Source organism: Paraburkholderia ultramafica, from assembly GCF_902859915.1.
Taxonomy (GTDB): domain Bacteria; phylum Pseudomonadota; class Gammaproteobacteria; order Burkholderiales; family Burkholderiaceae; genus Paraburkholderia; species Paraburkholderia ultramafica.
Map to the genome: position 1 here is coordinate 57,180 of NZ_CADIKK010000031.1, position 25,908 is coordinate 83,087.

Consider the following 25,908-nt stretch of genomic DNA (forward strand, 5'->3'; position numbering starts at 1 on the left):
GCTCCTAGTTTGGGTTGTCAGGATCTGCATGTTTGCCGCTGTTTGCTGGCCCGCCGTTCTGGCGGAGGGCTATCGGAGCGGCATGTCGTTAAGATAGTACACAAATCATTTGTGTGCAAACTAATTTATGAATCGGCGCGATAGGGTGCGCTTTGCGGCCGCCCGGCTAGTGATCCATGTAGTCGTTGAGGGTGCTGCGCAGACGGGTCAGGTCGTCGCGCAGACGCAGCAGGAATTCCTGCGTTTGCTGGGTCGCGCAGAAGATTTCCGCGGGCACTTCGCGCGCCTGGCGCTTGAGTGCCGTGCCGGCTTTAGTGAGCCGGATATACACGAGCCGTTCATCGTCGACACCGCGTACGCGTTCCAGCAGGCCTTGCGTCTCGAGGCGCTTGAGCAGCGGCGTGACCGTCGCCGAGTCGAGATTCAGGCGCGCGGCCATGTCCTTGACGGTGACGTCGTCGCTCTCCCACAGCACCAGCATCGTCAGATATTGCGGATACGTGAGACCCAGCTTCTCGAGCAACGGCTTGTACGCCTTCGTCATGGCGAGCGAGGTCGAGTAGAGGGCGAAGCAGAGTTGCTCGTCGAGCGTGAAGGGCAAAGCGGGGCGCTGGGTCATGGTGCATCTCGTATAAAAAGAGCGTGCAAATCGATTGCGCGCAAACCATTATGCTGCAAATCGATGCAGGTGGACGAGCGTGGCCGGGGATCGAGTGAAGCGGCGCGGGCGGTGCCGCGTTGGGGCAATGCGCGGGCGGGCGCCAGAACAGCGCCCGCGCGTGAACGACATTCAAGCCGGCATTTACGCGGCCGGCTTGGTCGGCAGATCCGGCGCTTCGGGCGTTTGCACGCCGAAGCAGCCGCGATAAGTCGCGTAGAACGAGCAGTACAGCATGGTCGTGACGATCATCGTGGCGGGCATCAGGATCGCAAACGCGAACTCGGCCGCGCCCAGCGCCTGAATCAGCGCGGACAGACCGAGCGACACCGTGATGGCCACGGCGAACCACAGCGCGCCGAACACGATGAACGCGCCGCGATTGCGCCAGCAACTGACGATGCTGAAGAACATCGCCTTCACGGGCGGCACGTCATGCCATGCGGAGAGAATCGGCGAGAACCAGAAGATCATGGCCACCGGAATGTAGAACGCGAAGGCCGTGATCACCGCGAGCGGAATATTGCTGTTGGCAATCGCTTCCTGATCCATCGAGCCGCCGCCGAGCATCACCTTCAGCAGCATGCCGCCGTCGGCGAGCGCCGACCCGGCCAGCACGAGTGCCATCGCGACGACATAGAGCACGCCGAGCACCAGTAGCCGCCTGGCGACAACCGGGCCATACGAATGAAAGCCGTCCACCAGAATGGTCGGAAACACCGGCTTGCCGGCGATCGTGTTGCGGCACGCCGCCATGAAGCCGACCGCGACGCCCGGGATGAACGCCAGCGGCAGCACGCCGCCGACCACCGGAATCTGCGACACGAGCGTCATCACCAGCAGATAGGTGAAGAACAGCGTCAGGAATGCGAGCGGGTTCTTGCGGAACAGCCAGATACCCTGCCGGAACCACACATAGCCGGTTTTCGCGGGGACTTCGATCAGTTGCATGGGGTATGGATGCCTGGATGTGCAACGCCTGACAGGCGTTCGCGCAGAATGCGCTCGAAATGGCCGGGGTCGTGCGGCTTGAGCAACTCGGCCGCGCGCGGCAAGTGAAAATCATACAGGCGCGAGACCCAGAAGCGGTACGCGGCCGCTCGCAGCATGTCGCCCCAATGGCGGTTTTCTTCGACGGTGAACGGACGCACGGTCTGGTAGGCGCGCAGCATGGCTTCGGTGCGCGCGTCGTCCAGCTTGCCGGTGGCGAGGTCCACGCACCAGTCGTTGACCGTGACCGCGACGTCGAACAGCCACTTGTCGCAACCGGCGAAATAGAAGTCGAAGAAGCCGCCCAGGCGCACTTCATGGCCGGTGTCCGGCGCGGCGTGCGCGAACATCGCGTTGTCGCGGAACAGATCGGCGTGGCAGGGGCCTGCGGGCAGCGCAGCGTAATCGGGCGATGCGAAGAAGGCTTCCTGATGCGCGAGTTCGGACGACAGCAGGTCGCGCTGCGCGCCTTCCAGAAACGGCAGGATGGTCGGCACGGTTTCCCGCCACCACGGCAGGCTGCGCAGATTCGGCTGATAGCCGGTGAAATCGCGTCCCGCCAGGTGCAGGCGCGCCAGCATCTGCCCGACTTCGACGCAGTGCTCGATGCCGGGCTCCAACTCGGGCGCGCCTTCGAGCCTGGTCACGATGGCGGCGGGCTTGCCGAGCAGCATGCCGAACAGCGCGCCGTCCTCGCGCGGCATCGGGTCCGGCACTGGCACGCGGTGCGCGGCCAGGTGGCGCATCAGGTCGAGGTAGAAGGGCAGTTGTTCGGCCGTCAGCTTTTCGAAAATCGTCAGGACATATTCGCCGCGCGTCGTCGTCAGAAAGAAGTTGCTGTTCTCAATACCGGACGAGGTGCCGCGAAACTCGACGACATCGCCGAGATCGTAGTGACGCATCCATTCTGCTAGTTGGGGTTCGTTGACAGCGGTGAAGACAGCCATGCGGGAAACGTCGGATCAGGTTGGTCGGGCTGGCGCGATGCGGCCAGTGCGATGTGTGGCAAATGCGGTGCTGAAAAACGGTGTTGAGCGGTGGCAGTCACGGCCGCGCAGCGAACGCGGCATCGCAATGCCGTCTCGCGAGAGTGAAGCACGGCACCAGGCCGAAAGCCCTCGGCACCGCCTCGCGAAGCGCGCGCAACCGCGGCGGCGGCCCGCGCCGGGCCGCCGCCCGGCACCCATCAATAGTGCAGATTCACCGACGGCAAACGCGTGCTTGGGCGGCCGTTGACGCCGACGGTGGGCGACGTGTCGAGCGGTGCGCTCATCTGGTAGCGCGTGCCGAAATTCGAATGCACGTTGATTTCAACTGGCTTGCCTTTGTCGCGGTATTCGGTGATTTCCGTGCCGTTGGCGCTGCGCTCGTGGAAGCTCGGCGTGCGCGGAACGTTGATTTCGACCTTCGAACTGACCTCGGCGGCCGGGCGATTGATCTTCTCCAGGTCGGGCAGACCGGCCCGTTCATTGGCGGACTGGGGCGCGCCGGGGGGCGGAGTGTCATCGACGGGCTGGGCAGCCATCGCGGCGTTGCCAAAGGCGAGGGCCAGTGCAACGGCGACGGGAAGGAACGGCTTCATGGTGATTCTCCAATATGGTGCCCCGATTCTAGCAAATCCAGCCTGGCGTACGGGCGCGACCGCCTTATTTTGCGCCGCTTTCGCGCGGCGTGCCCGCAATCTTGCGAGCAGTATGGCGGTATGTGTTGCAAGCAACGCGAGGTCATTTGGCGAGCCCGTGTTCCGTGGTAATGTCGTCTCATCAATAGGGGCGAATGACGATGAACAAAGATACCAATCAACGCGCGGTGCAGACTCCCGCCAACAGCTTCCCAACCGAATCGTTCGACGACGCGACCGAGGCCGTCACCCGCCTCTCGGCGATTTACGAAGCGAACACCTCGTTTTTGCGCGACGCGTTCGCGCGCTATCGCCGCAACGAGTCGTTCGAGCGCCGCGTGCGCGCCTGCTATCCGTTCGTGCGCGTCTGTACCGAAGTCAACACGCATATCGACTCGCGCCGCTCGTACGGTTTCGTCGCGGGTCCGGGCGTGTTCGAGACCACCGTGACGCGGCCCGATCTGTTCGGCGACTACTATCGCGAGCAGTTGCGCCTGCTGGCGAAGAACCATCATGTGCAGATCGAGGTCGGCGTGTCTGACCAGCCGATTCCGATTCATTTCGCGTTCGCCGAGGGCATTCACCTCGAAGGCGATCTGGATCGCGAGCGCCTGTTCCTGATGCGCGACGTGTTCGATACGCCGGACCTGGCGCTGCTCGACGACCGTATCGTCAACGGCACGTATGAGCCGGCGCCGGGCGAGCCGCATCCGCTCGCGCTGTTCACGGCGGCGCGGGTCGATTTCTCGCTGCATCGGCTGAAGCATTACACGGCCACGTCGCCCACGCATTGCCAGAACTACGTGCTGTACACGAACTACCAGTTCTATATCGACGAGTTCGTCAAGCTCGGCCGCACGATGATGGCCCATACCGACGACGAAGAGCTGCGCGCCTATCGCAGCGAATACACGTCGTTCGTCGAGCCCGGCGACGTGGTCACGTACAACGAGAATCTCGGCGAGCAGTCGCAGGAGGGCACGGCGCCGCCGCGTCTGCCGCAGATGCCCGCATACCACCTGAAGCGCGCGGACGGCAGCGGCATCACGATGATCAACATCGGCGTCGGGCCGTCGAACGCGAAGACCATCACCGATCACATTGCGGTGCTGCGTCCGCATGCGTGGATCATGCTCGGCCATTGCGCGGGTCTGCGCAATACGCAGCGCCTCGGCGACTACGTGCTTGCGCACGGCTACGTGCGCGAGGACCACGTGCTCGATGCCGACTTGCCGCTGTGGGTGCCGATTCCGGCGCTCGCCGAAGTGCAGGTGGCGTTGGAGCGTGCGGTCGCGCAGGTCACGCAACTGGACGGCGTCGAGTTGAAGCGGGTGATGCGCACGGGCACGGTGGCGAGCGTGGACAACCGCAACTGGGAGTTGCGCGATCATCGCGAGCCGGTCCAGCGGCTGTCGCAAAGTCGCGCGATCGCACTAGACATGGAAAGCGCGACGATCGCGGCGAACGGCTTCCGCTTCCGGGTGCCTTACGGCACCTTGCTCTGCGTGTCGGACAAGCCCTTGCATGGCGAACTGAAGCTGCCGGGCATGGCGGATCAGTTCTATCGCGCGCAGGTCGATCAGCATCTGCAGATCGGCGTGAAGGCGATGGAGCTATTGCGGATGAACGGGCTGCATCGTTTGCATAGCCGCAAGCTGCGCAGTTTCGCCGAGGTGGCGTTTCAGTAAGCGGGTTTGGAGACAGGCATGGGCAAGTGCAGATTCGGCTCGCCCATGCCGCTGTGGCGCGCCCGCAGGCCGCCGCGTTGCGTCAGAACTGCCCGAAGCCGGTGAGCCCGATCAGACTGCCGGCGCCCAGCAGCCACAGCGGATGAATCCGCGTTTCGGCGATCTGAATGGTCTTGCCGCAAGCGCGACGCGAACCGGCCGAACAAGCAAAAGCGGGCAGCCCGAAGGCTGCCCGCCAGAATCAACACACTGTGTTCATTGCATCGCATTGCGTTGCACATTCGCTTGGCGCCAACGCGCGAAGCGGGAACGCAGCATCACATCACAGATAGAACATCCGGTCTTCATCCGACTTGGCCGGATGCGGCTCGGCTTCTTCACGGTCTTCGTAGAACTTCAGCACCGCTTCGAGCACCTGATCCGGATCGTCGATTACCTGCATCAAGTCCATATCGGTCGGATTGATCAGGCCCATCGGCGTGAGCGAGTTCCTGAACCACGCAAGCAGGCCTTCCCAGAACTCGGCGCCCACCAGAATGATCGGCACGTTGCGCGACTTCTTGGTTTGAATCAGCGTGAGCACTTCGGCCAGTTCGTCAAGCGTGCCGAAGCCGCCCGGCATCACGATCACCGCGTCCGAGTTCTTCACGAACGTGACCTTGCGCGTGAAGAAATGGCGGAAGCGCAGCGAGATGTCCTGCCACTGATTGCCCGATTGCTCGTGCGGTAGTTCGATGTTCAGACCGACCGAAGGCGCCTTGCCCGCATGAGCACCCTTGTTGGCCGCTTCCATGATGCCGGGGCCGCCGCCGGAAATCACCGCGAAGCCCGCGTCCGACAGCTTGCGCGCAATCTGCGTAGCGAGCTTGTAGTACGGCGAGTTCGGTTTCAGGCGTGCTGAACCATAGATACTGACAGCCGGACGAATCTCCGAGAGGTACTCGGTCGCCTCGATAAACTCTGCCATAATCGTGAACATCTGCCACGATGCGCGGGCCTTCTTGGCCGTTGCGCGCTCTTGATCTGCGAGTGATCGCAGACTCGGAATCACTTTTCTCTTAGTCATAATGCCTGAAGAACGAAGCCTTGAAGGTAAGACCCTGCTATTGGTCGACGGTTCGAGTTATCTGTACCGGGCCTACCATGCGATGCCTGATCTGCGCGGCCCCGGGGGCGGTCCGACGGGTGCGCTCTATGGGATGATCAACATGCTGCGGCGCATGCGCAAGGAAGTCACAGCAGAGTATAGCGCGTGCGTGTTCGACGCCAAGGGCAAAACATTTCGCGACGATTGGTATCCCGACTATAAGGCGAATCGTCCGTCGATGCCGGACGACCTGTCGCGCCAGATCGAGCCGATTCATGTGGCCGTGCGCGCGCTCGGCTGGCCGCTCTTGATGATCGAAGGCGTCGAGGCTGATGACGTGATCGGCACGCTCAGCACCGCAGCGGAACAGCGCGGCATGAACGTGATCGTGTCGACTGGGGACAAGGATCTGGCGCAGCTCGTGTCGGATCATGTCACCCTCATCAATACGATGACCAACGAAACGCTCGACCGCGCCGGCGTGATCGCCAAGTTCGGCGTACCGCCGGAACGCATCATCGACTACCTGTCACTGATCGGCGATACCGTCGACAACGTGCCGGGCGTCGAGAAGTGCGGGCCGAAGACAGCGCTCAAATGGCTGACGCAATTCGAGTCGCTGGATGGCATCGTCGCACATGCGGACGAAATCAAAGGTGCGGTAGGAGACAATCTGCGACGTGCGCTCGATTTTCTGCCGATGGCGAAGAAGCTCGTCACCGTCGAGCGCAATTGCGATCTGACCGACCATATCGTGTCGATCGAGGAAAGCCTGCCAAGCCGGCCGGAATCGCGCGAGGAACTGCGCGACGTGTTCACGCGTCACGGATTCAAGACCTGGCTGCGCGAAGTGGAGATCACGGACGCGGTGGAAGGCCCGGAAACCGACGTGCCGCCGGCGCTGTCGGTGGATCACGAGCGGCACTACGACACCGTGCAGACGTGGGAGCAGTTCGACGCGTGGCTCGACAGGATCAACGCGGCCGAGCTGACCTCGTTCGATACCGAAACCACGGCGCTCGATCCGATGACCGCGCAGATCGTCGGCTTGTCGTTGTCGGTGGAAGCCGGCCGCGCTGCATATGTGCCGCTCGCGCATCGCGGCCCGGACGCGCCCGTCCAACTGCCGCGCGAAGCAGTCCTCGCGAAGCTCAAGCCGTGGCTGGAAAGCGCCGAGCACAAGAAGGTCGGTCAGCATCTGAAGTACGACGAGCAGGTGCTGGCGAACTACGGCATCGAAATGCGCGGTATCGAACACGACACGCTGCTGCAATCCTACGTGCTCGAATCGCATCGCACGCACGACATGGACAGCCTCGCGCTGCGTCATCTCGGCATCAAGACGATCAAGTACGAAGACGTCGCGGGCAAGGGCGCGGGACAGATCGGCTTCGACGAAGTGGCGCTGGAACAGGCCGCCGAATACGCGGCGGAAGACGCCGACATCACGTTGCGTTTGCATCAGGCCTTGTATCCGCAAGTGGCCGCGGAGAAGACGCTCGACCACGTCTATCGTGCGATCGAAGTGCCGACCTCGCGGGTGCTGCGCAAGATGGAGCGCACGGGCGTGCTGATCGATGCGGAAAAGCTGCGTCAGCAAAGCAGTGAAATCGCCACGCGTCTGATCCAGCTGGAAAGCGAAGCGTATGCGCTGGCCGGCGGCGAATTCAATCTGGGCTCGCCCAAGCAGATCGGCCAGATCTTCTTCGAGAAGCTGGAACTGCCGGTGGTCAAGAAGACCCCGAGCGGCGCGCCGTCCACCGACGAAGAAGTGCTGCAAAAGCTCGCCGAAGACTATCCGCTGCCGAAGATCCTGCTCGAACACCGTGGCTTGTCGAAGCTGAAGTCGACCTATACCGACAAGCTGCCGCGGATGGTCAATGCGCAAACGGGCCGCGTGCATACGAACTACGCGCAGGCCGTCGCGGTGACGGGGCGTCTGGCGTCGAACGATCCGAACTTGCAGAACATTCCCGTGCGCACCGGCGAAGGCCGCCGCATTCGCGAAGCATTTATTGCGCCGCCGGGACACAAGCTGGTCTCCGCGGACTACTCGCAGATCGAATTGCGCATCATGGCGCACATTTCCGGCGACGAATCGTTGCTGCGCGCGTTCTCGCAAGGGGAAGACATTCACCGCGCCACCGCGGCGGAAATCTTCAGCGTGACGCCGCTCGAAGTGTCGAGCGATCAGCGGCGCGTGGCCAAGGTCATCAACTTCGGCCTGATCTATGGCATGAGCGCGTTCGGCCTCGCGTCGAACCTCGGCATTACGCGCGACGCGGCCAAGATGTATATCGACCGCTATTTCGCGCGTTATCCGGGCGTCGCGCGCTATATGGACGAAACGCGTCTGAGCGCGAAGGCGAAGGGTTACGTCGAGACAGTGTTCGGTCGCCGCCTGTGGCTGCCGGAGATCAACGGCGGCAACGGTCCGCGTCGTCAGGGCGCCGAGCGCGCCGCGATCAACGCGCCGATGCAGGGCACGGCCGCCGACCTGATCAAGCTGTCGATGATCGCGGTGCAGAAGTGGATCGAAGAATCGAAGATCGGCACGCGCATGATCATGCAGGTGCACGACGAACTGATTCTCGAAGTGCCTGACGCGGAATTGTCCGAAGTGCGCAAGCGCCTGCCCGAGTTGATGTGCAGTGTTGCCGACCTGAAAGTGCCGCTGGTCGCCGAAGTGGGCGCGGGCCTGAACTGGGAAGAAGCGCATTGACGCGCTGGTGACAATGGGCGATATCGTCGTGCGCATGTCACACATGCGTATTGATGGCTTGTGACAAACCGTGCTGCTCGCGGACAATCGCTGAAACACGGCGCGTTCGGACGCGCCGTCGCGACGCATTATTCATCGGCAAACACGGAGAGTTCAATGCATCGGTTTATCGTCGTTGGCGGGGGCGCGGGAGGACTGGAACTGGCGACACGTCTGGGTGATCGCTATGGAGCCCAGAAGAAAAAAGGCGGTACACGGGCGCAAGTCACGCTCGTCGACCGTTATCCGACGCATATCTGGAAGCCGCTGCTGCATGAAGTGGCGGCAGGCAGCATGGACCCTTTCACGCAGGAGCTCGAATACGCGGCGCAAGCGCGCTGGCATGACTTCGAGTTTCAGCAGGGTGAACTAACCGGTCTCGACCGCGCGAACAGGCGCCTCATGCTCAGCCCGGTGGTCGACGACGACGGCGCCGAACTGCTGCCCGCGCGCGAGCTCGAATACGACACGCTGATCATCGCAATCGGCAGCACCACGGCGTTCTTCGGCGTGAAAGGCGCGGCGGAATTCTCCCTCGCACTCGACACGGTCGGCCAGGCCGAGCGCTTCCGCAAACGCCTGATCGCGGCCTGCATGCGTGCCGAGCATCAGGTGCATGAGCCGGTCGAATCGAGACCCGGACCCGGCACGTCGACATCCAGCGAGCCGCGCATCCAGGTGGCGATTGTCGGCGGCGGCGCGACGGGCGTCGAGCTGTCGGCCGAGTTGCGCAACACCGCGCAGGTGCTGTCCGCGTATGGTCTGCACAAGCTCGATCCGCGGCATGACGTCGGCATCGTGCTGATCGAGGCGGGTCCGCGCATTTTGCCGGCCTTGCAGGAACGCGTGTCGACCGCTACCGCCGAGCTGCTCACCAAGCTCGGCGTGAAGCTGATGATCGGCGAAACGGTGGCCGAAGTCGCGCCCGGCATTATCCGTACCGCGAGCGGGCATACCGTGCGTGCCGATCTGACGGTGTGGGCGGCGGGCATCAAGGCACCGCCGATCCTCAGCGAGCTCGACGGCCTGCCGGTCAACCGGCTGGGCCAGCTCAACGTGCGCCGCACGCTGCAAACCGAAATCGACGACAACATCTTCGCGCTCGGCGATTGCGCCGCCTGTCCGTGGCCGGGCAACGAGCGCAACGTGCCGCCGCGTGCGCAGGCCGCGCATCAGCAGGCGAGTTTCTTGATGAAGGCGCTGGCGGCGCGGCTCGACAACAAGCCGTTGCCGGAATTCGCCTATCGCGACTTCGGCTCGCTGGTGTCGCTTGGGCACTTCAGCGCGGTCGGCAATCTGATGGGTGGGCTGATCGGCGGCAATATGCTGATCGAAGGGCTGTTCGCGCGCTTCATGTACATGTCGCTGTACCGGCTGCATATCGCGGCGCTGCACGGCTACGCGCGCATGGTGCTCGACACCTTCGCGCACTGGCTGCGCCGCTCCACGCTGCCGCGGGTCAAGCTGCACTGACGGCGCGCGGGTGACGGTTGCTTCTGCAACAGGATGCGCGTCAGGCGTATCCTGTTACCTCTAACGACTAACCGAGGAGCGCCGCATGCTGAAACCCGACATCGACAGCCTGGTCCCACACGTTCCCTTCAATCGACGCACCTTCATCAAGGCCGCGCTCGGCACCGGTTTCGCGGCGGCCGTGCTGCCGGTTTCGGCGCAAACCATCCATACCGATAGCGACGGCCTCGAAGCGGGCGAGGTGGCCATGCATTCAAACGGCACGCTGGTGCCGGCGTATCGCGCGCAGCCGAAGGGCAAGACGCATTTGCCGGTGATCGTCGTGATCCATGAGGCCTTTGGCGTGCACGAGCATATCGCCGACGTCTGCCGCCGCTTTGCGAAGCTGGGCTATCTGGCGATTGCGCCGGATCTGTTTGTCCGCGAAGGCGATCCGATGGTGTACCCGACCATCCAGCAGATCAGCACGCAGATCCTCGACAAGGTGCCTGACGAGCAGGCGCTGGCCGATCTCGACGCGACCGTTGCATGGGCGGGCGAGAATGGCGGCGATCTGAACCGGCTCGGCGTGAACGGTTTCTGTTGGGGCGGCCGCATGGCCTGGCTGTATGCGGAGCACAATCCGCGGCTCAAGGCGGTGGTCGCATGGTACGGGCGCGTGGGCGGAGACCATACCGCGACCACGCCGGCGAATCCGCTCGACCGGGTTGGCGATCTGCATGCGCCGGTGCTGGGGCTCTACGGCTTGCAGGATCAGGGCATCCCGCAAGCCACGCTCGAGCAGATGAAGCAGGCCGTCGCGCAAGGTCCGCAGGCGGGGCGCGGCTCGCAGTTCGTCGTGTATGACGACGCGGGCCACGCGTTTTTCGCGGATTACCGGCCGAGCTACAAGAAGGCCGATGCCGAAGATGGCTGGCGCAGGACGCTAGTGTGGTTCAAGCAGCACGGGGTGGCTTGAGGCGCGTAAGACTTCCGCTGACCGTGGCGTCCGCGCGATAAAAAAGGCCATTGCCGCCCGTGGGCGGCAATGGCCTTTTGCTTACCGCTTGCAGCGGCTTGCGCTCAAGGATTCGGTCCCGTTGCAACCGGCCGCTTCGGATCGGAACTCCATTCGCTCCAGGAGCCCGGATACAGCGCCGCGCCATGCAGGCCGGCAATCTCCATGGCCAAAACGTTCACGCATGCCGTCACGCCCGAGCCGCATTGCAGCACCACGTGCTCGGGCGGCGTGTCGGCCAGCAGCGCGTGGAATTCCTCGCGCAGCGTATGAGCCGGCTTGAAGCGGTCGTCGGCGGTGAAGTTGTCCTTGAAGTAGCGGTTGAGCGCGCCGGGGATGTGGCCGCCGACGCGGTCCAGCGTCTCGTTCTCGCCGCGATAGCGATCGGCCGCGCGCGCGTCGACCACCACGCGCTCCTTCGAGCCGAGATTGCGCTCGACCGTCTGCGCATCGACCGTGACGGAGAGCGGCGCGCCGGCTTTGAAGTCGCCGGTGTTCTGGGCCGGCGCGTCTTGCGTCAACGGCTGACCGGCGGCTTGCCACGCTGGCAGTCCGCCGTCGAGCAGCGCCACCGAGTCGTGTCCGAGCCAGCGCAGCAGCCACCATGCGCGAGCGGCGTACATGCCGCCTTGCGCGTCATAAGCGACCACTTGCTGGCCCTGCTTCAGGCCGCGCGACTCCAGCGTTTCGACCAGCCGCGCGCGATCCGGCAGCGGATGCCGGCCGTTCGTGCCGCTCTTCGGCCCTGACAGATCGCGATCGAGATGCAGGTAATGCGCGCCCGGCAGATGTCCGGCCAGATAGGCTTTCTCGCCCGCTTCCGTGTCGGTCAGATCGAACCGGCAATCGATGACGAACACGCTGCCTGGCGCGGCGGCGAGCCGTTCCGCGAGGTTGGTCGCGGAGATCAGGGTGGTGTAGTGAGTGTGGGGCATGACGTCTCCTCGATACGGGCGATGGCGGCTCCGCCGGGCGTCCTGGCGCCGCGCGCGGATGACCGGGCTATGTTGTTAGTCTAAACAAAAAACGACGGGCCGAAGCCCGTCTTTCCATGCGTCGAAGCTTTGCGCGAGATTCGGAACAAGCGCGGGTCGAACACGGACCAAGCGCGGATCAGCCGCGCTCAGATCGTGCCGAGTTCACGCCGCAAAAACTCGTGGAAGTGCTGCATGCCGTCTTCCATCGGGCTCTGATACGGGCCGACCTGCGATTCGCCGCGCTCCATCAGCGCGCGGCGGCCGGCGTCCATGCGCTCGGCGATCTCGTCGTCTTCGCGTGCCGTTTCCATATAGGCGGCGCGCTCGGCTTCGACGAAATCACGCTCGAACAGCGCGATTTCCTCAGGGTAATAGAACTCGACCACATTGGTGGTTTTCTGCGGACCGCGCGGAATCAGCCACGACACCACCAGCACGTGCGGATACCACTCGATCATGATGCCCGGGTAGTACACCATCCAGATCGCGCCGAAGTCGGGCGGATTGCCACCGCGAAAACGCAGCACTTCGTCGTGCCACTTGCGGTAGGTCGGACTGCCCGGCTGCTCCAGATCCTTGTGCACGCCAACCGTCTGGACGCTGTACCAGTCGCCGAACTCCCACGTCAGGTCGTCGCAATTGACGAAGCTGCCGAGGCCCGGATGGAACGGCGCGACGTGATAGTCCTCCAGATAGACCTCGATAAAGGTCTTCCAGTTGTAGTTGCACTCGTGCACTTCGACGTGATCGAACATGAAGCCCGAAAAATCGAAGTGTTTCTTGGTGCCGAGGCGCGCCAGATCGCGCGCGACGTCACGCCCCTGCGCTTCGAACAGCAGGCCTTGCCAGTTCTGCAGCGGCGTGGCGCCGAGATTCAGGCAGGGGTTATCGGCGAAATGGGGTGCGCCGAGGAGCTGGCCGTTCAGGTCGTACGTCCAGCGATGCAGCGGACAGACGATGTTCTCCGTCTGGCCGCGGCCGTTGAGCATGATGGCTTGCCGATGGCGGCACACGTTCGACAGCAGTTCGACTTGCGACTGCTGGTTACGGACGAGCACACGCCCCTCGCTTTCGCTGGGCAAGGCAAAATAATCCCCCGCTTCGGGCACCATGAGATCGTGGCCGATGTAGCGAGGACCTTTCTTGAAAAGGGTGTCGATTTCGCGCGTTAGAAGCGCTTCGTCAAAGTAAGCCGTGACTGGCAGCTGGCTGTGAACAGACCGCAACTGCAATGCATTGCTCAGATTGGACATTCCCACTCCCGATGAAGACGTGAAAGCAGTGAACAACCCAACCATCGAAGATTCGATTTAGGGAGCCGGCGATTATACCCGTTTCCCCATCGCCGGGGCGCTTAAGTGCCTGATTTGGGTCAAAAATGCTTGGAAAGTTTGGGATTTTCGCCGCAGACCAATCGATTTTTTTCTGCGAGACTTCAGGGGCGGCGCGGGATGCACAGGCGGGGCGTCGGGTGGCGAGAAGATCGGAAATGTCGCTTTTGCCGTAGAATGTCCGACTTGTTTTAATTTTGCGACTATTCATGGCGAAGACTGGGTCGAAAGATACTGCTGCCGCGTCAGCCGAAGGCGTCGATACCACGCCGCTGCCCGAGAACTACGAGGCCGCGCAGGCGGAGCTGGAACAGCTGGTGGCGCGCATGGAAGGCGGCAGCCTGAGTCTCGAGGAGTCGTTGAGCGCGTACCGGCGCGGCGCGGCCCTCGTGGCGTTTTGCCAGCAGCAGCTCGAAAAGGTCGAGCAGCAGGTGCGCGTGCTCGATGGCGAGACGCTCAAGCCGCTGCCCATGAATACCGCAGGCACAGCCGCTACTGAAAGCGGGGACGACCTATGACATTCGAACAATGGACGCGCTCGGTACTCGAACGCGTCGAAACGGCTCTGGAACACTACCTGCCGACCGAGGCCACCGAGCCCGCCACACTGCATCAAGCGATGCGTTACGCGGTGCTGGGCGGCGGGAAACGGGTTCGCCCGCTGCTGTGCCACGCGGCCGGCGAGCTGACCGGCGCGCGCGCCGAATGCCTCGATGCGGCAGCGGCGGCGCTGGAAATGATTCACGTGTATTCACTCGTGCACGACGACATGCCCTGCATGGACGACGACGCGCTGCGTCGCGGCAAGCCCACGGTGCATGTCAAATATGACGAAGCCACCGCACTGCTGGTCGGCGACGCGCTGCAATCGCAGGCCTTCGTCGCGCTGACGTCGGACGTGCTGGCCGCGTCGCAACAGGCGTCGCTCGTACGCGAGCTGGCTCTCGCGAGCGGCTCGATCGGCATGTGCGGCGGGCAGGCGATCGATCTGGCGAGCGTCGGCCACATGCTGACGCGCACGCAACTCGAAACCATGCACCGGATGAAGACCGGCGCGTTGTTACGCGCCGCGGTGCGCATGGGCGCATTGGCGGGCGAAACGCCGGATGCGGACGCCATGCGTTCGCTCGACGCGTATGCGGCCGCCGTCGGCCTCGCGTTTCAGGTCGTCGACGACATTCTCGACGTCACGACCGATTCCGCGACGCTCGGCAAGACCGCAGGCAAAGACGCGAAGGACGGCAAGCCGACCTACGTGTCGATTATTGGGCTCGACGCGTCGCGCGCGCTCGCGGCGCAGCTGCGCAGCGACGCCCACGCCGCGCTGGCGCCGTTCGGCGCGCGCGCGCAGCGCCTTGCCGAATTGGCCGACCTGGTGGTGAACCGGGTTAGCTAAACGCGAAAGCCCGCCGCCGCGCACCTTTTATCCCCGGGGTGCATGTATGAAGTGCGGGCGCGTAAGTTTTCCTACAATGGAACGACGATGTACGACTTGCTGAAAACCATCGACGACCCGGCAGCCTTGCGCCGCCTCGATCGCCGCCAATTGCAACCGCTTGCCGACGAGTTGCGTGCTTTCGTGCTCGACAGCGTATCGCAGACGGGCGGCCATCTTTCGTCCAACCTCGGCACGGTCGAGTTGACCATTGCTCTGCACTATGTGTTCGACACGCCGCACGACCGGATCGTCTGGGACGTCGGCCATCAAACCTATCCGCACAAGATCCTGACCGGCCGCCGCGACCAGATGCACACGCTGCGTCAGCTCGGCGGCATCTCGGGCTTCCCGAAGCGCGACGAGTCGGAATACGACACCTTCGGCACCGCCCACTCCAGCACGTCGATCTCGGCCGCGCTCGGCATGGCGATCGCGAGCAAGCTGCAGGGCGACAATCGCATGGGCATCGCCGTGATCGGCGACGGCGCGATGACGGCCGGTATGGCCTTCGAGGCGATGAACAACGCCGGCGTCGAAGACGACGTGCCGCTGCTGGTCATCCTGAACGACAACGACATGTCGATTTCGCCGCCGGTCGGCGCGCTCAATCGCCATCTCGCGCGCCTGATGTCGGGCCGCTTCTATGCTGCCGCGCGCGCGGGCGTCGAACGCGTGCTGCGCGTCGCGCCGCCGATGCTCGATCTGGCTCGCAAGCTCGAAGAGCACGCGAAGGGCATGATCGTGCCGGCCACGCTGTTCGAAGAGTTCGGCTTCAACTACATCGGCCCGATCGACGGCCACGATCTCGATTCGCTGATCCCGACATTGCAAAACATCAAGGAGCTGCGCGGTCCGCAATTCCTGCACGTCGTGACGAAGAAAGGCCAGGGCTACAAGCTGGCCGAAGCCGATCCGGTGCTGTACCACGGGCCGGGCAAGTTCAATCCGGCTGAAGGCATCAAGCCGGCGACCACGCCGTCGAAGAAGACCTACACACAGGTGTTCGGCGAATGGCTGTGCGACGCGGCCGAACTGGACGCGCGCGTGGTCGGCATCACGCCGGCGATGCGTGAAGGCTCGGGCATGGTCGAGTTCGAGAAGCGCTTCCCGGACCGTTACTTCGACGTCGGCATTGCCGAACAGCATGCGGTGACGTTCGCCGGCGGCCTGGCCGCGGACGGCATGAAGCCGGTGGTGGCGATCTACTCGACCTTCCTGCAACGCGCGTACGATCAGCTGATTCACGACGTCGCGCTGCAAAACCTGCCGGTGGTGTTCGCGATCGACCGCGCGGGTCTGGTCGGCGCGGATGGCGCAACGCACGCGGGTGCTTACGACCTCGCGTTCATGCGCTGCATTCCGAACATGACCGTGATGGCCCCGGCGGACGAAAACGAATGCCGGCAGATGCTGTACACCGCGCTGCAGCAGCCGAACCCGACGGCGGTGCGTTATCCGCGCGGCGCCGGCACGGGCGTCGCCACCGTCAAGCAGATGGCGGCGTTGCCGATCGGCAAGGGCGAGGTGCGTTGCGAGACATCGCAGCCGGTGGGCAAGCGCATTGCGATCCTCGCGTTCGGCACGATGGTCGCACCGTCGCTGGCAGCGGCCGAGCAACTTGACGCCACGGTCGCGAACATGCGCTTCGTGAAGCCGCTCGACGCCGCGCTGGTCCGTCAGCTGGCTGAGACGCACGACGCCATCGTCACTGTCGAAGAAGGCTGCGTGATGGGCGGCGCGGGTTCGGCTTGCGTCGAAGCCCTGCTCGAGAGCGGGGTGATGCGGCCCGTACTACAATTGGGCCTCCCCGACCGGTTCATCGATCATGGGGATCCGGCCAAGCTGCTCGCCGCATGCGGTCTCGATGCCGCGGGCATCGCCAAGTCGATTCGCGAGCGCTTCCTGTCGAGCGGCGCGCTTGGCGGTCAGTCGTCGGTAAAGCGCGTCGCGTAAAGCGCTGCCGCTCGCTATGCCGCCGCGATGCGATGGCGGCCATAGTCATCTCCAACTTGAATCGATGGGCCTTCGGGCCCGTCATCCAACGCCGGCAGGGGCCGGCGTTCGCCGTTGCGCGTGCTGTCCGCGCGGCCGCTGAGAGCCTCAACTTGTCGCGACGCGACAGCCCCTCGCGGGGGCAATTTCCCAACCCCCAGGAGACTTCCTGCGGGCGGAAAACTTGAGGCGGCCCGGCGTTTTCTTGAAAGGACAACAAAATGAATCAGATGAACCCCGCCTTTGTGATGCCCGACGTGCAAAGCACGCCCGACACGCGTCAGATCCCGATTCAGCGGGTCGGCGTCAAGGCCGTGCGTCATCCGTTGACGGTGCGCACGCAAGGCGGCGAGGTGCAGCCGACGGTCGGCACATGGAATCTCGACGTGCATCTGCCGGCTGAGCAGAAGGGCACGCACATGTCGCGTTTCGTCGCGTTGCTCGAAGAGAACCAGGCGCCGCTCGAGCCGGCCACGTTCCGCACCATGCTCGCCGCGATGCTCGACAAGCTCGAAGCCGAGGCGGGTCGCATTGAAGTGTCGTTCCCGTACTTCGTGAGCAAGACCGCGCCGGTCTCGGGCGTGCAAAGCCTGCTCGACTACGAAGTCACATTGATGGGCGACACCCGCAGCGGCGCGACGCGCCTGTTCCTGAAGGTGCTGGTGCCGGTCACGAGCCTGTGCCCGTGCTCGAAAAAAATCTCGCAGTACGGCGCGCATAACCAGCGTTCGCACGTCACGATCAACGCCGAACTGGCCGGCGACGTGGCGGTGGAAGAACTGGTTCGGATTGCCGAGGAAGAAGCGTCGTGCGAACTGTGGGGCTTGCTCAAGCGTCCGGACGAGAAGTTCGTCACCGAGCGCGCGTATGAAAACCCGAAGTTCGTCGAAGATCTCGTGCGCGACGTCGCACAACGTCTGAATGCGGATGAGCGGATCGTCGCGTATGTGCTCGAAGCCGAGAACTTCGAGTCGATTCACAATCACAGCGCGTATGCGGTGATCGAGCGGGATAAGCGGGCGGGTTGAGACGCGCTGATACGCGTGTTCGTTCGTTGACCGTATGAAAGAAAAAGCCGCTTTTAAAGCGGCTTTTTTACGGCGTCGGGATGTTCAGCTCAGCGTGCGAGGGATGTCAGATCCCAGCGCGGCTTCACCGTGAACGCGTAGTCCTTGCCCGATTGATCGGGCCAGCGCTGCAAGCGCAACGCGCCGGCCAGCGCGATCATCGCGCCGTTGTCAGTGCACAGCGACAGGTCCGGGTAGTGCACATAGAAATTGCGTTTCTTTGCGGCAGCGGAAAGCGCTTCGCGCAACTGCCGGTTCGCGCCCACGCCGCCTGCGACCACCAGCCGGTTGAGCTGGGTCCGCTTGAGCGCGGCCAGCGACTTCGCCGCCAGCACCTCGACCGCTGCATCGACGAATCCACGCGCCAGGTCGGCCTTCGCCTGCTCGCAAATATTCGCGCCGCCGAGTTTCTTCGCGTGCGTGAGGACCGCGGTCTTCAGGCCGCTGAAGCTGAAATCGAGGTCGCCGGAATGCAGCATCGGGCGCGGCAGGACCACCGCGCCGGGCGTGCCGAATTCCGCCATGCGCGAGACTTCCGGGCCGCCCGGATAACCGAGGCCGAGCAGCTTGGCGGTTTTGTCGAACGCTTCGCCGGCGGCGTCGTCCAGGGTTTCGCCGAGCGTCTCGTAGACGCCCACGTCCGTCACGCGCATCAGTTGCGTATGGCCACCGGACACCAGCAGCGCGACGAACGGGAACGGCGGCGGCTCATCCACCAGCAGCGGCGACAGCAGGTGCCCTTCGAGGTGGTGGATGCCGATGGTCGGCTTGTCCCACGCCATCGCCAGCGAATTGGCGACGCTCGCGCCGACCAGCAGCGCGCCCGCGAGCCCTGGCCCTTGGGTGTAGGCGATCGCATCGATGTCGCTGCGTGACGCGCCGGCGCGCTCCATCACCTCTTCGAGCAACGGCAGCGCGCGCCGGATGTGATCGCGCGACGCCAGCTCGGGCACGACGCCGCCGTACTCCCGATGCATCGCAATTTGCGAATGCAGTGCGTGCGCGAGCAGGCCGCGCTCCGTGTCGTAGAGCGCGAGACCGGTTTCGTCGCAGGAGCTTTCGATGCCGAGAACGAGCATGATGGGTGGGTTTGAACGGACGCGCGAGTGACGGCACTCCTGCGCCCAAAAGTGAAAAGGCAAGCTTGAAAGTATAGCAGTGCGGGCAAGGGGCCGCAGACGCGCGGGTACAATGCGGCCCCATGGAATCCTTCGATATCGCAGTGATCGGCGCAGGCGCGGCCGGCATGATGTGCGCGGCCGTGGCCGGGCAACTCGGCCGTCGCGTGGTGCTGATCGACCACTCGCAGCGTCTCGCGGAAAAAATCCGCATTTCCGGCGGCGGCCGTTGCAACTTCACGAACCTGTACGCCGGGCCGGCCAATTACCTGTCGGCCAATCCGCATTTTTGCCGTTCGGCGCTGGCGCGCTACACGCCGCGCGACTTCATGGCGCTGCTCAAGCGCCATCACGTGACGTGGCACGAGAAGCACAAGGGGCAGCTGTTCTGCGACCAGTCGAGCGACGCGGTCATCAACGTGCTGAAGAACGAGTGCGACGCGGGCCGTGTGGCATGGCGCACGCCGCTGTCGGTCGAGGCAGTGCGGCACGACGCGGAAGGCCGCTTCACGCTGGACACGGCGTCGGGTCCGATCGCCACGCGGGCGCTCGTGATCGCGACCGGCGGCCTGTCGATCCCCAAGATCGGCGCTACCGATTTCGCCTACCGTCTTGCCAAGCAGTTCGGCCACAAGCTGATCGACACCCGCCCCGCGCTGGTTCCGCTGACCTTCGCCCCGGCCGACTGGGAGCCGTTCTCGGCGCTCTCCGGCGTGTCGCTCGAAGTGCAGCTGGCGACCGGCAACAAAAAGACCGGCGCCGAATTCAACGAAGACCTGCTGCTGACTCATCGCGGCCTGTCGGGCCCGGGCGTTCTGCAAATCTCGAGCTACTGGCAACCCGGCGAGCCGATTCATATCAACCTGCTGGCGGAGCGCGACGCGACGGCCGCGCTGCTGGAAGCGAAGACCGGCACGAAACGCCAGATCGCCAATCTGCTGTCGGAATGGGTGCCGCAACGGCTTGCCCACGTCTGGCTGGAAACCCGCCAGATTCCCGCCGAAGCCCGCGTGGCCGATCTGCCGGACAAGACCTTGCGGCGCATCGGTGAGGCGCTGTCGCGCTGGACGCTCACCCCAAACGGCACCGAAGGCTATCGCAAAGCCGAAGTGACGCGCGGTGGCATCGACACGCGCGACCTGTCGTCGTCGACGATGATGAGCGCGCGCGCGCCGGGGCTGTACTTCATCGGCGAAGCGGTCGACGTGACCGGCTGGCTCGGCGGCTACAATTTCCAGTGGGCGTGGGCCTCGGGCGTGGCGGCCGGCCAGGCGGCCGCGGAGCATGTCCGGGGAGGATGAGGGGGCTTGACGGCGCAGTAGCTTTGTGAGAAAGCTCTGCTATACTCCTGAACCTTTACAAAGTTCCGTTATTGAAAAATGACGACCATCCGCGTAAAAGACAACGAGCCGTTTGAAGTCGCCATGCGCCGTTTCAAGCGCACCATGGAGAAAGGCGGCTTGCTGACGGAACTTCGCGCTCGCGAGTTTTACGAAAAGCCTACTGCTGAGCGCAAGCGCAAGAAGGCGGCTGCGGTGAAGCGTCATTTCAAGCGTCTGCGTGGCCAGATGCTGCCAAAGAAGTTCTACTGATTCTGGCGTTGCCGCGGTTCCGATCGAACGGAGCGGCGACATCCAACCGGTGGCGGCATTCCAGGTGCCATCACGGAAAACACGGCCCTTCGGGCCAGCCGGCAAGGTCGCATCCACTACGCATATCGCGCCAACCCGCTTGAGGAAGCAGTCCCCAAGCGGGTATTCGTGTTGATGCGGTTGACCCGGCCGGTTTTTCAACTTTCAACGCATTCAGGTGAGTGATGAGTCTCAAGGACCGGATCAACGACGATATGAAAGCAGCCATGCGGGCGCGTGAGACCGAGCGTCTCGGCACGGTCCGCCTGCTGCTCGCCGCCATCAAGCAACGCGAAGTCGACGAGCGCGTCACGCTCGACGACGCCGCGATCACCGCGGTCGTCGACAAGATGATCAAGCAGCGCAAGGATTCGATCAGCCAGTTCGAAGCCGCCGGCCGCACGGATCTGGCCGACAAGGAAAAGGCCGAGCTGGCCATTCTGTCCGCGTATATGCCGGAACAGATGTCCGAGGCGGAAATCGTTGCCGAAGTGCAGGCCGCGGTCGCGCAAACCGGCGCGGCCGGCCCGCAGGACATGGGCAAGGTGATGGGCGTGCTCAAGCCGAAGCTGGCTGGCCGTGCCGATATGACCGCTGTGTCGGCGCAAGTCAAAGCCGCGCTCGCGAAGTAATTTCCGTTTGTCCGGCCTGCGCTCACCGTCGCCCGACGGTGAGCGCAGCGTTGAGCTTTTTAGGTAGCGTCATTTACTGTGATTCCACCGTCATTCCTGCAGGATCTGCTCAACCGCGTCGATATCGTCGACGTGGTCGGCCGGTATGTGCAACTGAAAAAGGGCGGCGCGAACTTCATGGGGTTGTGCCCGTTTCACAACGAGAAGAGCCCTTCGTTTACGGTTAGTCCGACTAAACAGTTCTACCACTGCTTCGGCTGTGGCGCGCATGGCACCGCCATCGGCTTCCTGATGGAACATGTGGGCTCCTCGTTTCCGGAAGCGGTCAACGAACTGGCGCAGTCGGTAGGCTTGACCGTGCCGAACGAGCCCTCGCCGGGATACGGCGGAGGCGGTTCCGGCGGCTATGCGCCGGCGGCGCCCAAAGCCGTCACCACGGCGCTCTCCGATGTCATGCAGACCGCCTGCGATTTCTACCGCAAGCAGTTGCGCGGCGCGCCGGTCGCAATCCAGTACCTGAAGAAGCGCGGCTTGACCGGCGAGGTCGCGGCGCGCTTCGGCCTGGGTTATGCGCCGGACGGCTGGCAGAACCTCGAAGCGACATTTCCCAACTATCGCGACGACGCGCTGGTCGAGTCGGGTCTTGTGATCGTCAGCGAAAAGTCCGACGCCCAAGGGCAGAACCGCCGCTACGACCGCTTTCGCGAGCGGATCATGTTCCCGATACGCAACGTGAAGGGGCAGGTGATCGGCTTCGGCGGCCGCGTGCTGGACGGCGGCGAACCGAAATATTTGAATTCGCCCGAAACGCCTCTATTTAACAAAGGCAGCGAGCTGTACGGGCTGTTCGAAGCGCGTCTGGCGATTCGCGAACAGCACTACGTGCTGGTGGTGGAAGGCTACATGGACGTGGTCGCGCTGGCCCAACTGGGGTTTCAGAACGCGGTCGCCACGCTCGGCACGGCCTGCACGCCGATTCATGTACAGAAACTGATGCGCCAGACCGACACGGTCATCTTCAGTTTCGACGGCGATTCGGCCGGCCGGCGCGCTGCGCGCCGCGCGCTGGATGCCTGCCTGCCGCACGCGGCGGATAACCGGACCATCCGGTTCCTGTTTTTGCCGTCCGAGCACGATCCGGACAGCTACGTGCGTGAATTCGGCACCGAGGCGTTCGCCGAGCAGGTCGAGCGCGCGATGCCGCTGTCGCAGTTCATGCTCAACGAGGTGCTGACCGGCAAGGACCTGGATCAGCCCGAAGGCAAGGCCCGCGCGCTGTTTGACGCCAAGCCGCTGCTGCAGGCGCTGCCGGCCAACGCGCTGCGCGCGCAGATCATGCACATGTTCGCCGACCGGCTCGATGTGCCGTTCGACGAAGTCGCGGCCCTCTGCGAGGTCGATTCGCGGATTGCTGCCGCGGCGCGCCTCGCGCCGGCGCGCAAGGACCGGCGCAGCGTGACGGGGATCGAAGAAAAGACTCTGCGCAATCTTGTGATGTATCCGCGCACGGTGGCGGTACTCGACGAGGACGCCGAACAGGCGCTGCTGAGCGTGACCCGGCACGGCGAGCTGTTCGAAGAAGTGACGACGCACGCGCGTGCGCTGGGCGATTCGGCGGAGTTTCAGTTGTTGTCCGACCTATTGCGAAACGGCGCGAACGCCCCAACTTTCGAGGAAATCTTTCGCAAAATTCTAGACTATGATGAAAATGTCCGGGATTTGCTGCTGAAAGACCCGGAGGATGCGACCGTCATCGAGGAACGGCGCGAGCAGGAACGGATCGTGGGAGAGGAACTGAAGGCGGCGATCCTGAAGATGCGGTACGACGCTTGCTGTGATCGTCTCGAGCAGCTTTCGCGGCAATCCAGGCACACGCCGGAAGAGTTTGCCGAGCTGTCGGAGCTGAATCGGAAACGGGCTGACATGAAGCGTCAGCTCGGGCTGTAAGGGGGATGGCAGAAACCTGGGTGGTATAATAAAAGGTTTCTAGCGGTTTGTTTTTCAAGGGTTTTCCTAGCAAAGGCGAAAAGGCGATGCGATGGCAAAGACTACAGGCGGAAATCAAGCGACAGCCGGCACACGCTCCAAGGAGCCGACCAGAAAGGTCACCGAGGCCAAGTTAGCTTCTTCCGTCAGAAAAACGTCTGCTGTCAGTGTTGCACCGTCAGCCGGGAAGAAATCCTCGACCACTTTGGCCGCCCGAGCGGATCCGGTGAGGGCGGCGAAAGCTGTAGCACCGGCTGCGAAGCGGCCGGGTATCAGTAGCGCAAGGGAAGCGGCTGCCGCGCAGGACGATGCGGTAGTACGCGAGACTTCAGTATCCACGGTTCTACCGGCTGTTGTCCAACAGCCGCGAGTCGAGACTACAGCCGGTACGGCGAACTCCATGACGAAAAAGCTGAACGAAGTACCCGTCGATGACGATGCAACCCAGACCGAAGAAACCCCTGCTGCCGCACCGGGCAAGGTGGAAAAGGTCAAGGCTCGCGACCGTCGTGCAAAGGAAAAAGCGCTGCTGAAAGATGCGTTCGCGTCGTCGCAGCCGGGCACGGTCGAGGAACTCGAGGAGCGCCGCTCCAAGCTGCGCGCGCTGATCAAGCTCGGCAAGGAGCGTGGCTTCCTGACGTACGCTGAAATCAACGATCACCTCCCGGACAACTTCACCGAGACCGAGGCGATCGAAGGCATCATCAGCACGTTCAACGACATGGGCGTGGCGGTGTACGAGCAGGCCCCGGACGCTGAAACCCTGCTGCTGAACGACAACGCGCCCGCGGCTTCGTCCGACGACGAAGTGGAAGAGGAAGCGGAGGTCGCGCTTTCCACCGTCGACTCCGAGTTCGGCCGCACGACCGACCCGGTGCGCATGTACATGCGCGAAATGGGCACGGTCGAGCTGCTCACGCGTGAAGGCGAAATCGAAATCGCGAAGCGCATCGAAGATGGCCTGAAGCACATGGTGATGGCCATCTCCGCGTGTCCGACCACGATCGCCGATATCCTCGCGATGGCTGAGCGCGTCGCCAATGAGGAAATCCGTATCGACGAACTGGTCGACGGCCTGATCGACGGCAATGCGGAAGACGCGGACGGCTTCTCCGAGCAGGAAGCGGAAGCGATCGAGAGCGAAGACGAGGAAGCCGACGACGAGGACGCGGAAGACGAGGAAGACGACGACGGCACCGCGCAAGCCACGGCCAACGCAGCGCAGATGGAAGCGCTCAGGCGTGCGTCGCTGGAAAAATTCGCGCTGATCAGCGAATGGTTCGACAAGATGCGTCGCGCGTTCGAGAAGGAAGGCTACAAGTCCAGGTCGTATCTGAAGGCGCAGGAAACGATCCAGAATGAACTGATGACGATCCGCTTCACCGCCCGCACGGTCGAGCGTCTATGCGACACGCTGCGCGCGCAAGTGGACGAAGTGCGTCAGGTCGAGCGTCAGATCCTGCATACGGTGGTCGACAAATGTGGCATGCCGCGTGCGGAATTTATCGCACGTTTCCCGGGCAGCGAGACGGATCTCGAGTGGGCCGACAAGATCGTCGGTGAAGGTCACGCGTACAGCGCGATCCTCACGCGCAACATTCCGGCGATCCGCGAGCAGCAGCAGCGTCTGCTGGATCTGCAGGCGCGTGTCGTGCTGCCGCTGAAGGACCTGAAGGAAACCAACCGTCAGATGGCGGCCGGCGAACTGAAGGCGCGTCAGGCGAAGCGCGAAATGACCGAGGCGAATCTGCGTCTCGTGATCTCGATTGCGAAGAAGTACACGAACCGTGGTCTGCAGTTCCTCGACCTGATCCAGGAAGGCAATATCGGCCTGATGAAGGCGGTGGACAAGTTCGAATATCGTCGCGGCTACAAGTTCTCCACGTATGCCACGTGGTGGATTCGCCAGGCCATTACGCGTTCGATCGCCGACCAGGCGCGTACGATCCGGATTCCGGTTCACATGATCGAAACGATCAACAAGATGAACCGCATCTCGCGTCAGATCCTGCAGGAGACCGGCCTCGAGCCGGATCCGGCAACGCTGGCCGAGAAGATGGAAATGCCGGAAGACAAGATCCGCAAGATCATGAAGATCGCGAAGGAGCCGATCTCGATGGAAACGCCGATCGGTGACGACGACGATTCGCATCTGGGCGACTTCATCGAAGACACGAACACGGTTGCTCCGGCTGACGCCGCACTGCACGCCAGCATGCGCGATGTCGTGAAGGACGTGCTCGACTCGCTGACGCCGCGTGAAGCGAAGGTGCTGCGTATGCGTTTCGGTATCGAGATGAGCACCGATCACACGCTCGAAGAAGTCGGCAAGCAGTTCGACGTGACGCGTGAGCGGATCCGCCAGATCGAGGCCAAGGCGCTGCGCAAGCTGCGCCACCCGAGCCGGTCGGACAAGCTGAAGTCGTTCCTCGAAGGGAATTGATCGACGCAGCCGTTCGTA

21 protein-coding genes are annotated in these 25,908 nt (G+C 63.4%); 13 read left to right on the plus strand and 8 right to left on the minus strand.

The features are described from left to right. Window positions 1–166: 166 nt before the first annotated feature. The 4 genes from HV744_RS27380 to HV744_RS27395 form a co-directional block, all read right to left on the minus strand. Window positions 167–619 carry a MarR family winged helix-turn-helix transcriptional regulator gene (locus tag HV744_RS27380; protein WP_175152497.1) on the minus strand — a complete coding sequence of 151 codons (453 nt, stop codon included), beginning with the start codon at window positions 617–619 and terminating at the stop codon, window positions 167–169. 183 nt (window positions 620–802) lie between these two features. After that, a complete protein-coding gene (locus HV744_RS27385; protein WP_175152498.1) occupies window positions 803–1,609 on the minus strand; it encodes a BPSS1780 family membrane protein in 807 nt (268 codons plus the stop codon). Beyond that, complete coding sequence (locus HV744_RS27390) at window positions 1,600–2,595, minus strand: homoserine kinase (protein WP_175152499.1); 996 nt, start codon at window positions 2,593–2,595, stop codon at window positions 1,600–1,602. The genes HV744_RS27385 and HV744_RS27390 overlap by 10 nt, the downstream gene beginning before the upstream one ends. 239 nt (window positions 2,596–2,834) lie before the next feature. Next, entirely contained in the window at window positions 2,835–3,230 is a 396-nt protein-coding gene (locus tag HV744_RS27395) for a hypothetical protein (RefSeq protein ID WP_175152500.1), read from the minus strand. A 200-nt stretch (window positions 3,231–3,430) separates the two neighbouring features. Here HV744_RS27395 and HV744_RS27400 point away from each other — a divergent pair, with 200 nt between their 5' ends. Then, complete coding sequence (locus tag HV744_RS27400; protein WP_175152501.1) at window positions 3,431–4,957, plus strand: AMP nucleosidase; 1,527 nt, start codon at window positions 3,431–3,433, stop codon at window positions 4,955–4,957. Between the two features lie 322 nt (window positions 4,958–5,279). Here the strand turns inward: HV744_RS27400 and HV744_RS27405 are convergent, their stop codons facing one another. Further along, complete coding sequence (locus HV744_RS27405) at window positions 5,280–6,023, minus strand: LOG family protein (RefSeq protein ID WP_175152502.1); 744 nt, start codon at window positions 6,021–6,023, stop codon at window positions 5,280–5,282. A gap of 1 nt (window position 6,024) precedes the next feature. Here HV744_RS27405 and polA point away from each other — a divergent pair, with 1 nt between their 5' ends. The 3 genes from polA to HV744_RS27420 all read left to right on the plus strand — a co-directional run bounded on the left by polA (window position 6,025) and on the right by HV744_RS27420 (window position 11,236). Further along, complete coding sequence (gene polA / locus HV744_RS27410) at window positions 6,025–8,766, plus strand: DNA polymerase I (protein ID WP_175152503.1); 2,742 nt, start codon at window positions 6,025–6,027, stop codon at window positions 8,764–8,766. Between the two features lie 156 nt (window positions 8,767–8,922). Next, the gene (locus HV744_RS27415) at window positions 8,923–10,278 is read left to right on the plus strand and encodes an NAD(P)/FAD-dependent oxidoreductase (protein WP_175152504.1); all 1,356 of its coding nucleotides are present in this window, start codon (window positions 8,923–8,925) and stop codon (window positions 10,276–10,278) included. Window positions 10,279–10,363: 85 nt separating this feature from the next. Then, on the plus strand, window positions 10,364–11,236 hold the full coding sequence (locus HV744_RS27420) for a dienelactone hydrolase family protein (RefSeq protein WP_175152505.1): 873 nt from the start codon (window positions 10,364–10,366) through the stop codon (window positions 11,234–11,236). A gap of 104 nt (window positions 11,237–11,340) precedes the next feature. On the opposite strand, the gene HV744_RS27425 is transcribed toward HV744_RS27420, so the two are convergent. Both HV744_RS27425 and HV744_RS27430 read right to left on the minus strand, forming a co-directional pair. Next, window positions 11,341–12,210 (minus strand): sulfurtransferase, encoded by an 870-nt coding sequence (locus tag HV744_RS27425; RefSeq protein ID WP_175152506.1) that lies wholly within the window; start codon window positions 12,208–12,210, stop codon window positions 11,341–11,343. 188 nt (window positions 12,211–12,398) lie between these two features. Further along, on the minus strand, window positions 12,399–13,505 hold the full coding sequence (locus HV744_RS27430) for an aromatic ring-hydroxylating oxygenase subunit alpha (protein ID WP_175152507.1): 1,107 nt from the start codon (window positions 13,503–13,505) through the stop codon (window positions 12,399–12,401). 287 nt (window positions 13,506–13,792) lie between these two features. Here HV744_RS27430 and HV744_RS27435 point away from each other — a divergent pair, with 287 nt between their 5' ends. From HV744_RS27435 to folE2, 4 genes are all read left to right on the plus strand, one after another. Next, the gene (locus HV744_RS27435; protein ID WP_175152508.1) at window positions 13,793–14,101 is read left to right on the plus strand and encodes an exodeoxyribonuclease VII small subunit; all 309 of its coding nucleotides are present in this window, start codon (window positions 13,793–13,795) and stop codon (window positions 14,099–14,101) included. After that, window positions 14,098–14,979, plus strand: coding sequence for a polyprenyl synthetase family protein (locus HV744_RS27440; RefSeq protein ID WP_175152509.1), 882 nt, complete (start codon window positions 14,098–14,100; stop codon window positions 14,977–14,979). Before HV744_RS27435 ends, HV744_RS27440 begins: the two co-directional genes overlap by 4 nt. 87 nt (window positions 14,980–15,066) lie before the next feature. Next, complete coding sequence (dxs, locus tag HV744_RS27445) at window positions 15,067–16,974, plus strand: 1-deoxy-D-xylulose-5-phosphate synthase (RefSeq protein WP_175152510.1); 1,908 nt, start codon at window positions 15,067–15,069, stop codon at window positions 16,972–16,974. 260 nt (window positions 16,975–17,234) lie between these two features. Then, on the plus strand, window positions 17,235–18,041 hold the full coding sequence (gene folE2, locus HV744_RS27450; protein ID WP_175152511.1) for a GTP cyclohydrolase FolE2: 807 nt from the start codon (window positions 17,235–17,237) through the stop codon (window positions 18,039–18,041). A gap of 89 nt (window positions 18,042–18,130) precedes the next feature. Here the strand turns inward: folE2 and tsaD are convergent, their stop codons facing one another. Further along, window positions 18,131–19,159 carry a tRNA (adenosine(37)-N6)-threonylcarbamoyltransferase complex transferase subunit TsaD gene (tsaD, locus tag HV744_RS27455; RefSeq protein WP_175152512.1) on the minus strand — a complete coding sequence of 343 codons (1,029 nt, stop codon included), beginning with the start codon at window positions 19,157–19,159 and terminating at the stop codon, window positions 18,131–18,133. A gap of 122 nt (window positions 19,160–19,281) precedes the next feature. On the opposite strand from tsaD, the gene HV744_RS27460 reads away from it, so the two are divergent. The 5 genes from HV744_RS27460 to rpoD all read left to right on the plus strand — a co-directional run bounded on the left by HV744_RS27460 (window position 19,282) and on the right by rpoD (window position 25,890). Beyond that, complete coding sequence (locus HV744_RS27460) at window positions 19,282–20,499, plus strand: BaiN/RdsA family NAD(P)/FAD-dependent oxidoreductase (RefSeq protein WP_175152513.1); 1,218 nt, start codon at window positions 19,282–19,284, stop codon at window positions 20,497–20,499. A gap of 78 nt (window positions 20,500–20,577) precedes the next feature. Then, on the plus strand, window positions 20,578–20,790 hold the full coding sequence (gene rpsU / locus HV744_RS27465) for a 30S ribosomal protein S21 (protein ID WP_175152514.1): 213 nt from the start codon (window positions 20,578–20,580) through the stop codon (window positions 20,788–20,790). Window positions 20,791–21,014: 224 nt separating this feature from the next. After that, window positions 21,015–21,461 (plus strand): GatB/YqeY domain-containing protein, encoded by a 447-nt coding sequence (locus tag HV744_RS27470; protein ID WP_175152515.1) that lies wholly within the window; start codon window positions 21,015–21,017, stop codon window positions 21,459–21,461. 78 nt (window positions 21,462–21,539) lie between these two features. Continuing rightward, window positions 21,540–23,408 carry a DNA primase gene (dnaG, locus tag HV744_RS27475; RefSeq protein WP_175152516.1) on the plus strand — a complete coding sequence of 623 codons (1,869 nt, stop codon included), beginning with the start codon at window positions 21,540–21,542 and terminating at the stop codon, window positions 23,406–23,408. A gap of 91 nt (window positions 23,409–23,499) precedes the next feature. Beyond that, window positions 23,500–25,890 (plus strand): RNA polymerase sigma factor RpoD, encoded by a 2,391-nt coding sequence (gene rpoD, locus HV744_RS27480; RefSeq protein WP_175152517.1) that lies wholly within the window; start codon window positions 23,500–23,502, stop codon window positions 25,888–25,890. Window positions 25,891–25,908 lie beyond the last annotated feature (18 nt).

Excerpts from the sequence above, each read along its gene's own strand:
- HV744_RS27460 (WP_175152513.1), top strand. The coding sequence starts at position 19,282 with ATGGAATCCTTCGATATCGCAGTGATCGGCGCAGGCGCGGCCGGCATG.
- HV744_RS27425 (WP_175152506.1), bottom strand. The coding sequence starts at position 12,210 with ATGCCCCACACTCACTACACCACCCTGATCTCCGCGACCAACCTCGCG.
- rpsU (WP_175152514.1), top strand. The coding sequence starts at position 20,578 with ATGACGACCATCCGCGTAAAAGACAACGAGCCGTTTGAAGTCGCCATG.
- HV744_RS27415 (WP_175152504.1), top strand. The coding sequence starts at position 8,923 with ATGCATCGGTTTATCGTCGTTGGCGGGGGCGCGGGAGGACTGGAACTG.
- HV744_RS27385 (WP_175152498.1), bottom strand. The coding sequence starts at position 1,609 with ATGCAACTGATCGAAGTCCCCGCGAAAACCGGCTATGTGTGGTTCCGG.
- HV744_RS27470 (WP_175152515.1), top strand. The coding sequence starts at position 21,015 with ATGAGTCTCAAGGACCGGATCAACGACGATATGAAAGCAGCCATGCGG.
- rpoD (WP_175152517.1), top strand. The coding sequence starts at position 23,500 with ATGGCAAAGACTACAGGCGGAAATCAAGCGACAGCCGGCACACGCTCC.
- HV744_RS27395 (WP_175152500.1), bottom strand. The coding sequence starts at position 3,230 with ATGAAGCCGTTCCTTCCCGTCGCCGTTGCACTGGCCCTCGCCTTTGGC.
- tsaD (WP_175152512.1), bottom strand. The coding sequence starts at position 19,159 with ATGCTCGTTCTCGGCATCGAAAGCTCCTGCGACGAAACCGGTCTCGCG.
- HV744_RS27430 (WP_175152507.1), bottom strand. The coding sequence starts at position 13,505 with ATGTCCAATCTGAGCAATGCATTGCAGTTGCGGTCTGTTCACAGCCAG.
- HV744_RS27390 (WP_175152499.1), bottom strand. The coding sequence starts at position 2,595 with ATGGCTGTCTTCACCGCTGTCAACGAACCCCAACTAGCAGAATGGATG.
- HV744_RS27420 (WP_175152505.1), top strand. The coding sequence starts at position 10,364 with ATGCTGAAACCCGACATCGACAGCCTGGTCCCACACGTTCCCTTCAAT.
- dxs (WP_175152510.1), top strand. The coding sequence starts at position 15,067 with ATGTACGACTTGCTGAAAACCATCGACGACCCGGCAGCCTTGCGCCGC.
- polA (WP_175152503.1), top strand. The coding sequence starts at position 6,025 with ATGCCTGAAGAACGAAGCCTTGAAGGTAAGACCCTGCTATTGGTCGAC.
- HV744_RS27435 (WP_175152508.1), top strand. The coding sequence starts at position 13,793 with ATGGCGAAGACTGGGTCGAAAGATACTGCTGCCGCGTCAGCCGAAGGC.
- HV744_RS27380 (WP_175152497.1), bottom strand. The coding sequence starts at position 619 with ATGACCCAGCGCCCCGCTTTGCCCTTCACGCTCGACGAGCAACTCTGC.
- HV744_RS27440 (WP_175152509.1), top strand. The coding sequence starts at position 14,098 with ATGACATTCGAACAATGGACGCGCTCGGTACTCGAACGCGTCGAAACG.
- folE2 (WP_175152511.1), top strand. The coding sequence starts at position 17,235 with ATGAATCAGATGAACCCCGCCTTTGTGATGCCCGACGTGCAAAGCACG.
- HV744_RS27400 (WP_175152501.1), top strand. The coding sequence starts at position 3,431 with ATGAACAAAGATACCAATCAACGCGCGGTGCAGACTCCCGCCAACAGC.
- HV744_RS27405 (WP_175152502.1), bottom strand. The coding sequence starts at position 6,023 with ATGACTAAGAGAAAAGTGATTCCGAGTCTGCGATCACTCGCAGATCAA.